The 7422-nt window shown below is 51.2% G+C and carries 5 protein-coding genes; 4 read left to right on the top strand and 1 reads right to left on the bottom strand.

What is annotated here, in order from left to right; genetic code table 11:
• Positions 1–73: 73 nt before the first annotated feature.
• The gene (locus H9I36_RS10770; RefSeq protein ID WP_255422734.1) at positions 74–889 is read right to left on the bottom strand and encodes a tetratricopeptide repeat protein; all 816 of its coding nucleotides are present in this window, start codon (positions 887–889) and stop codon (positions 74–76) included.
• A gap of 115 nt (positions 890–1004) precedes the next feature.
• On the opposite strand from H9I36_RS10770, the gene H9I36_RS10765 reads away from it, so the two are divergent.
• The 4 genes from H9I36_RS10765 to H9I36_RS10750 all read left to right on the top strand — a co-directional run bounded on the left by H9I36_RS10765 (position 1005) and on the right by H9I36_RS10750 (position 7277).
• Entirely contained in the window at positions 1005–3404 is a 2400-nt protein-coding gene (locus H9I36_RS10765; protein ID WP_187385358.1) for a helix-hairpin-helix domain-containing protein, read from the top strand.
• Positions 3405–3606: 202 nt separating this feature from the next.
• Positions 3607–4464: a sulfide/dihydroorotate dehydrogenase-like FAD/NAD-binding protein gene (locus H9I36_RS10760; protein WP_187385357.1), complete on the top strand. Its 858-nt coding sequence runs from the start codon at positions 3607–3609 to the stop codon at positions 4462–4464.
• A gap of 44 nt (positions 4465–4508) precedes the next feature.
• Positions 4509–6026, top strand: a complete 1518-nt coding sequence (gltA, locus tag H9I36_RS10755; protein WP_187385356.1) for an NADPH-dependent glutamate synthase — start codon at positions 4509–4511, stop codon at positions 6024–6026.
• Between the two features lie 366 nt (positions 6027–6392).
• Positions 6393–7277 carry a GerMN domain-containing protein gene (locus H9I36_RS10750; RefSeq protein ID WP_187385355.1) on the top strand — a complete coding sequence of 295 codons (885 nt, stop codon included), beginning with the start codon at positions 6393–6395 and terminating at the stop codon, positions 7275–7277.
• Positions 7278–7422: the final 145 nt, after the last annotated feature.

Below are 7422 nucleotides of genomic sequence, written 5' to 3'. Positions count from 1 at the left end.
GTATGATGTATGAAAACAAAAAAGCGGGAGCCGCATAATTTCAAAGAATAACTTGCAATATCGTTTTTCAAAATTACTGCAACGAAGCGTTTGCCATAAGCCGCTTCACCGTATCAAAATCCGCCTCCGCTTTGTTACGTCTTTCTAATGCAAGATTTGTATTACCTCGCCATTCATAGAATACATAATTTGCATCATCGATTTTAATCGCTTCGGTAAACGCATCGAGAGCATCACCGTATTTTTGCAAACGGTAACAGCAAACGCCTATATGAAAATACACATCCGAAACGCGGTATTTTAATGTTGCGGCTTTACGGTAATCGCTCAAGGCCGCATCATATCGTCGCAGCATTTCATATGCCGCACCCCGATCAAAATAGGTTTCCGCATTTTTAGGATTCAGCCTTATCGCATGAGAATAATTTAAAACCGCATTTTCATAATCATTCATTCGATAACGGATTTGTCCTTTATTTTTAAAATGTAAGTCACACTTCGGATTCAACTCTATAGCGGTATCGATATCACGAAGTGCTTTTTCCAGATCTCCCAACTGTATATAGAGGCATGCTCTGTTATTGTATACTCTGTCATCGTCGGGAATCAATACAAGTGCTTCGTCGAAATCGGCAAGCGCATCCTTATATTGCGCCTTACAAATAAAAATCATTCCCCTTAATAAAAGCGCTTCCTCATAAGACGGCTGTATTTGCAGAGCTTTATTTATATCCGACAGCGCCGCATTATAGTATCCCGACAAACAATAATAATTTCCCCGTTCATAATACAGCCGATAATTACCGGGATCTTTCCGTATTTTTTTCTCGTAGACTCGAAGGTTAAGCCTGAATATCAACAAATTATCTTTTTCCGTAGTCCGATTCATAGGAACAGAACTACAGGCAAAAACAGTGCATAACAATACCGTATAAAAAAACATCACACATATATTTTTCATCTTCCTTGCCACGCACCGTCCTTTTCCGTACAATAGCGCCTATATGGAATTTACTCAAGACACAATGGACGCGCTCGCAATCGATGAAGCGCTCATCGTACAAAAAATCGCGGCGGAAATCGGCATCCGCGAAACGCAGGTGCGCGCCGTCATCGACCTCGTAAACGAAGGCTGCACGGTTCCGTTTATCGCACGCTATCGAAAAGAAAAACACGGTTCGCTCGACGAAATGCAGATACGCGACTGCGACCGCCTGTTCAAATCGCATAAAAATCTCGAAGAACGCCGCCTCGAAATCGCGAGGGGTATTTTTGCTCAAGGGAAGCTCACCGAATCTCTGTACGACGCGGTAATGAGCGCGCTTACGCTCACGGCGCTTGAAGACTTATGGGCGCCGTTTAAAAAGAAAAAGAAAACGCGCGGCATGATCGCGATCGAACGCGGGCTCGAAGCGCTTGCGGATGCGATGCTCACGCTCGACGATACTGCAATCGAAAAAAAGGCGGAAGAATTTATTAAAATAAATGACGACAACCCCGAACTTTCAGTTCCGACTGCAGAGGATGCGATCGCGGGTGCGAAAGACATCATCGCGGAAAGGACGGCTCAGGACAGCGCGAACCGCAAAGCGGTGTACGACCTCTATATGGCGACCGGCTCGATCGTTTCGAAAGGTATCGGAGACGAAGAAAAGCAAAAAACGTCGACATATCAGATGTATTGGGATTACACGGAGCCGCTCAATCAGATAAAGCCGCACCGCATTCTCGCGATAAACCGCGGAGAACGGGAAGAAGCGCTCGAAGTTACCGTAAACGTGGACGTCGATGCGGCCGTAGATATGCTGCAAAAGCGCCAAACGATCAACAACGCGTATCACGCGGACGCGATCAAAGACGGCGTCGTGCGTCTCCTTTCGCCTGCCGTCGTGCGCGAAATCCGCAGCGACGAAACGGATAAAGCGGACGAACACGGTATCGGCATATTCAGCGAAAACCTCAGAAACCTTTTGATGACGCAGCCGATCAAAGGCAGCCGCGTGCTCGGCGTCGATCCGGGCATACGCACCGGAACGAAGTGCGCCGCTCTCGACGAAACGGGAAAATATCTCGGAAGCTTTTTAATAAAGCAGGTCGCAGACGTTTCGGGTTCCTACGAAGCGCTTAAAGCTGCGATCAAAAAATACGATATTCAAGTCGTCGCCGTCGGAAACGGAACGGGAAGTCCCGAAGTGCGCGAACTCGTAAGCCGCGTCATAAGCGAAAACTATCCCGACGTGCGCTATACGGTCGTAGACGAAAGCGGTGCGTCGGTGTATTCCGCAAGCGACATCGCGCGCGAAGAGTTTCCCGACTTGGATTTGACGATCCGCGGAGCGGTGAGTATGGGACGGCGGCTGCAGGATCCGCTTGCCGAACTCGTCAAAATCGATCCGAAAGCGATCGGCGTCGGACTTTATCAGCACGACGTCAATCAAAAAAAACTTTCCGACATGCTCGACGAAGTGGTGGGTTCCGTCGTAAACAAAGTCGGCGTCAATTTGAATACAGCGAGCAGTTCGCTTTTAAAATACGTTTCGGGCATTACGCCCGCGACGGCGAAAAAGATCGTCGCATACCGCGATGCAAACGGAAAGATCACAAGCCGCGACGATTTGAAAAAAGTGAGCGGACTCGGCCCGAAAACCTTCGAGCAGTGCGCGGGATTTTTAAAAATTCCCGAAAGCGGAGAACCGCTCGACAACACGTGGGTGCATCCCGAAAACTACGAAGCGGCGCGCGAGCTTTTTGCCGTCATCAAATCGGGCGGCGAAGTTTCCGGCGAATTGAAAAAGAAACTCGAAGAAAAATACGGCATCGGGGAAACGACGATTTCGGATATCGCAGAAGAATTGAAAAAGCCGAACCGCGATCCGCGCGACGACTACCCCGCTCCGATCATGCAAAAAGGCGTCGTTCAGTTCGAAGATTTGAAGCCGGGCATGAAAGTTACAGGCAAAATCAAAAACGTCGTGGACTTCGGCGCTTTCGTCGATCTCGGTTTGCACGAAACGGGACTCATCCACATCAGCGAGCTTTCGGACAATTTCGTCAAAGAGCCGATGGAAATCGTCAAGGTCGGCGACGTCAAAGAATTTACAATTCTCGCGCTCGATCCCGACAGAAAACGTATCAGCCTGTCGCTGAAAAGCGACGCAGCATCGCGCGCGCTCAATCCGCCGGAAGCGAAATCCGGCGACAAGGGAGGCGGCGGGTCACCGCATGAAAAAAAAGCGAACGGGGGCGTAAAGAGAGCGGTCGTCGTAAAAGCGCTTTCGAAAAATGCAGACGGCACGCGGCAGAAGAGCGACGGCAAAAACCGCCAAAGCTCAGGCGTAAAAGCGGGCGGCGTGCGGAACGACGGTATGACGTACAATCCCTTTGCGGATCTGCTGAAAAATTGATGAAGCGGGGTTTCGGGGCGTTGCGGGGTGTCCCCGCAGGAGGGGGCAGCGCGCAACGGAGTGCGCGCGAGGGGGAGACTTCCCCCCTTAAATCCCGTAAAAAGATCTTAGTCGATAAATAATTTTTCAAAATTTTAATTCGATTTACTTTTTTCCCTTTTTCCTATACAATAATAAGTATCTATTCTATCGAAGGTATGCTATGTTCAAAATTCTTGAAAAGAGAGAAATTTCCGCCGGCGTCTACTACATGAAATTCGAAGCTCCCGAAATTGCGCGCAACCGCAAAGCGGGACAATTCGTCATCGTGCAGCTCGACACGGATTACGGAGAACGCGTTCCGCTGACGATCGCGGATGCGAATGCGGAAGAAGGCTGGGTCGTGCTCGTCTTTCAGGCGGTCGGAGCGACGACGTATAAACTCGCGCAAAAAAAGACGGGGGATTCCATCGCTGCGGTGCTCGGCCCGCTCGGAAATCCGTCGGTTATCGAAAAGCGCGACGGGCCGGTCGTCGTTGTAGGCGGCGGTTTCGGAGTTGCGCCGTGTTATCCGATCGTGCAGGCGCTTAAAGCGGTCGGCAATAAAGTGATTATGATCATAGGCGCGCGCAATAAAGATTTGCTCATTTTCGTCGATGAGATGAAAAAGGTTGCGGACGAAGTTATCGTCATGACCGACGACGGAAGCGCGGGCAGGCAGGGGCTTGTCACGGTACCGCTCGATGAGCTCTGCAAATCCCAGACGCCGCCTGCGGAAGTCATCGCGATCGGACCTCCCATTATGATGAAGTTCGCCGCAAAGACGACGGAAAAATACAATATCCCGACGGTGGTGTCGCTCAACACGATTATGATCGACGGTACCGGTATGTGCGGCGGCTGCCGCGTTACGGTCGGCGATGAAACGAAATTCGTGTGCGTGGACGGACCTGATTTCGACGCGCATAAAGTCGATTGGGACAATATGATGATGCGCATGGGCACGTTCAAAGCGCAGGAACAGGAAGATTTCCACAAATGCAAATTGGAAAGCGCGATCGAGCAAAAAGCTCAATCGTAATTTTTTAATAATTTCCTGCAAAAGTTTTATAGAGGACGATAATCATGACGGAATATATTTCAGCAAATGAATTGGAAGCGCAGGCGAAAAAAGAATTCGACGAAATCGAACAGAAGATAAAAGCGGCACCTCTTTCTCCGAAAGACCGCATGGCGATTCCGCTTCAGGAAATGCCTGTCGCGGAGCCGAAAAAACGCGCGCGCGAAATGGGCGAAGTAGCGCTCGGCTATACGAAAGAGATGGCGATCAACGAAGCGAACCGCTGTCTCCAGTGCAAAAACGAACCCTGTGTCGCGGGCTGTCCCGTCGGCATCGCGATCCCGCAGTTTATTGGAGAAATTCAAAAGGGAGATTTCAAATCTGCAGTCGATACGATTAAATTGACGAACCTTTTGCCGGCTATCTGCGGCCGCGTGTGTCCGCAGGAAAAACAGTGCCAAAAAGAGTGCACGGTCGGAAAGATTCATAAAACGGTCGACAAAGCGGTTTCGATCGGACGGCTCGAACGGTTCGTCGCGGATTGGGAACGCACGAACAATAAAACGACGCTGCCGACGGTCGCAAAAGCGACGGGCAAAAAAGTCGCTGTCGTCGGATCTGGTCCCGCAGGGCTTACGGTCGCGGCCGACTGCGCGAGAGCGGGTCACGACGTTACCGTATTCGACGCGTTCCACAAAGCCGGCGGCGTCATGCTTTACGGCATTCCCGAATTCCGTCTTCCGAAAGACATCGTTGCAAAGGAAGTCGAAAATCTGAAAAAGATGGGCGTCAAATTCGAAATGAACTTTCTCGTCGGACGCACCGACACGCTCGATCAGCTTTTAACGGAAAAGGGTTTCGACGCCGCCTTTATCGGCACGGGCGCGGGGCTTCCGAAATTCCTCAATATTCCGGGAGAAAATCTCATCGGCGTATTCAGCGCAAACGAATACCTTTCGCGTGCCAATCTGATGAAGGCGTATATGAAGGGTACTGCCGATACGCCGTATTACGAAGCGAAAAACGTCATCGTCGTGGGCGGCGGAAACGTCGCTATGGACGCTGCACGCATGGCGCTCAGGCTCGGCGCGGAACACGTCAGCATCGTGTACCGCAGAACGCGCGATGAAATGCCCGCTCGAAAAGAAGAAGTCGGTCACGCGGAAGAAGAGGGCGTCGAATTCCGATTCCTCGAAAACCCGATCGAAGTGCTCGGCATCGAAAGCGAAGACAAAGCGCTGAACGGCCGCGTGCGCGGTATCAAAGCGCTGCGATACGAACTCGGCGAACCCGACGCATCGGGCAGACGGAGCCCCGTCGCGATTCCGGGAAGCGAACACGAAATCCCGTGCGATGCGGTCATCGTCGCCCTCGGCAACGGCAGCAATCCCCTGCTCGTTCGCACGACGCCCGGTCTCGATGCGGATAAACACGGTCACATCGTCGTCGACGACAAACAGGCGACGAGCAAAACGAAAGTATGGGCGGGCGGCGACATCGTACTCGGAGCGGCAACGGTCATCCTCGCCATGGGCGAAGGCAGAAAAGCGGCTGCGAGCATAAACGAATATCTGGCCGGCTGACGGATCATGCGAAACGGCAGGGCTGCTGCCGGATTTCGAAAGCGGAGTTTCGGCTGCGTGCCGAAACGGCTGCAAGCGTACACGATGCGGCGCAACAGCGGGAGACCCGCGTGCGACTTTGTGCGTTCAGCTTGCGGAAGCGACGTTCGGATTCGCCTCACTACCGAGTTTGCGTCGCAAACTCGCTGTATCTACGGAACGGTTGTACTTTTACACGCAGCGTCCGCTGTGAGAGCCGCACTTGTACACGCTTACGGACAATTGTACCGTAGCCGTCCTCGCCGGAAACATAGCGTTATCCGCTGATAGTTTCGGAACTTGACATTCGCCCTAATAGTGCGGGCAAATGCTACCGATACTATAGATATGGCTGAACGGAATACAAAAAAGAAGAATACGGGATTTGCATTTGCGTGTTGGCTGCTCGTCGCGCTTATTCTGCTCGTATTCTTTTTTGTTAAAAAAGATACCATACTTTCAAACCTGCAAAACACCGATTTTTTCGGTCGCGTGTTCGGAAAGACGCCGGAGTTCGTTCAAAACCACGAACAAAAACAAAATCCGAAAAGCGGCGGCGACGCCTTTCAAATAGATATTTTACCCGAAGCGAATTCGACCGAACCCTCAGTCACCGAAAATAACCGCTCGAACCTTGCAAAGCAAAACGAAAGCACTGCACAAAAACCGGCATCGGTACCCGACGCACAAAAACCTGCCGATCGGTCAAATGCCGAAAAAAGCGGTGAAACAAAGGCGGAGGAAAAGCCGAAAACGGATACACGGAACGCCGATAAAACGCAAAGTCCGAAAAGCGTACTGCAGCCTGCAGCAACGATAAACGTGCCGCTCTGCTTCGTCGTCATCGGATCCGACGGGTCGGTGAGCCGTCAAATCGTAACGCGCAAATTACCGAAGTCGGATTCTCCGCTCACCGATACGCTGAACTCTCTTTTAGCCGGACCGAGCGCGGAAGAAAAAGCGCGCAATACGATGACGCTGATCCCTTCGGGCACAAAGCTTCTCGGCGCTTCGGTAAAAAACGGCATCGCAACGCTCAATTTCAGCGAAGCTTTTTCATTCAACAGCGTCGGCGTACAGGGCTATCTCGCACAGCTGATGCAGATCGTCTACACGGCGACTTCGTTCAGCACCGTCAACAGCGTGCAGTTTATCATCGAAGGGCAGCGCGAAGATTATCTCGGAAGCGAAGGCACGTGGATAGGCTCGCCGCTTTCGCGTTCGAGTTTTTAGAAGGTTTAAATTGAACGTCTGAAATGGCGCCGTTCAATTTAACTTCGAGTTTCGGACGAACTCGAAACATAGCTTATTAACTGTGCGCTTGCGCGCACGAATTCAACATTCTCCAAAATTGATATTTTGTTCGACTGTTGAATTT

The organism is Treponema sp. Marseille-Q4130 (assembly GCF_014334325.1).
Classification (GTDB): Bacteria; Spirochaetota; Spirochaetia; order Treponematales; family Treponemataceae; genus Treponema_D.
This window is presented reverse-complemented; position numbering and strand designations above follow the sequence as displayed.

Excerpts from the sequence above, each read along its gene's own strand:
- H9I36_RS10760 (WP_187385357.1), top strand. The coding sequence starts at position 3,607 with ATGTTCAAAATTCTTGAAAAGAGAGAAATTTCCGCCGGCGTCTACTAC.
- gltA (WP_187385356.1), top strand. The coding sequence starts at position 4,509 with ATGACGGAATATATTTCAGCAAATGAATTGGAAGCGCAGGCGAAAAAA.
- H9I36_RS10750 (WP_187385355.1), top strand. The coding sequence starts at position 6,393 with ATGGCTGAACGGAATACAAAAAAGAAGAATACGGGATTTGCATTTGCG.
- H9I36_RS10770 (WP_255422734.1), bottom strand. The coding sequence starts at position 889 with ATGAATCGGACTACGGAAAAAGATAATTTGTTGATATTCAGGCTTAAC.
- H9I36_RS10765 (WP_187385358.1), top strand. The coding sequence starts at position 1,005 with ATGGAATTTACTCAAGACACAATGGACGCGCTCGCAATCGATGAAGCG.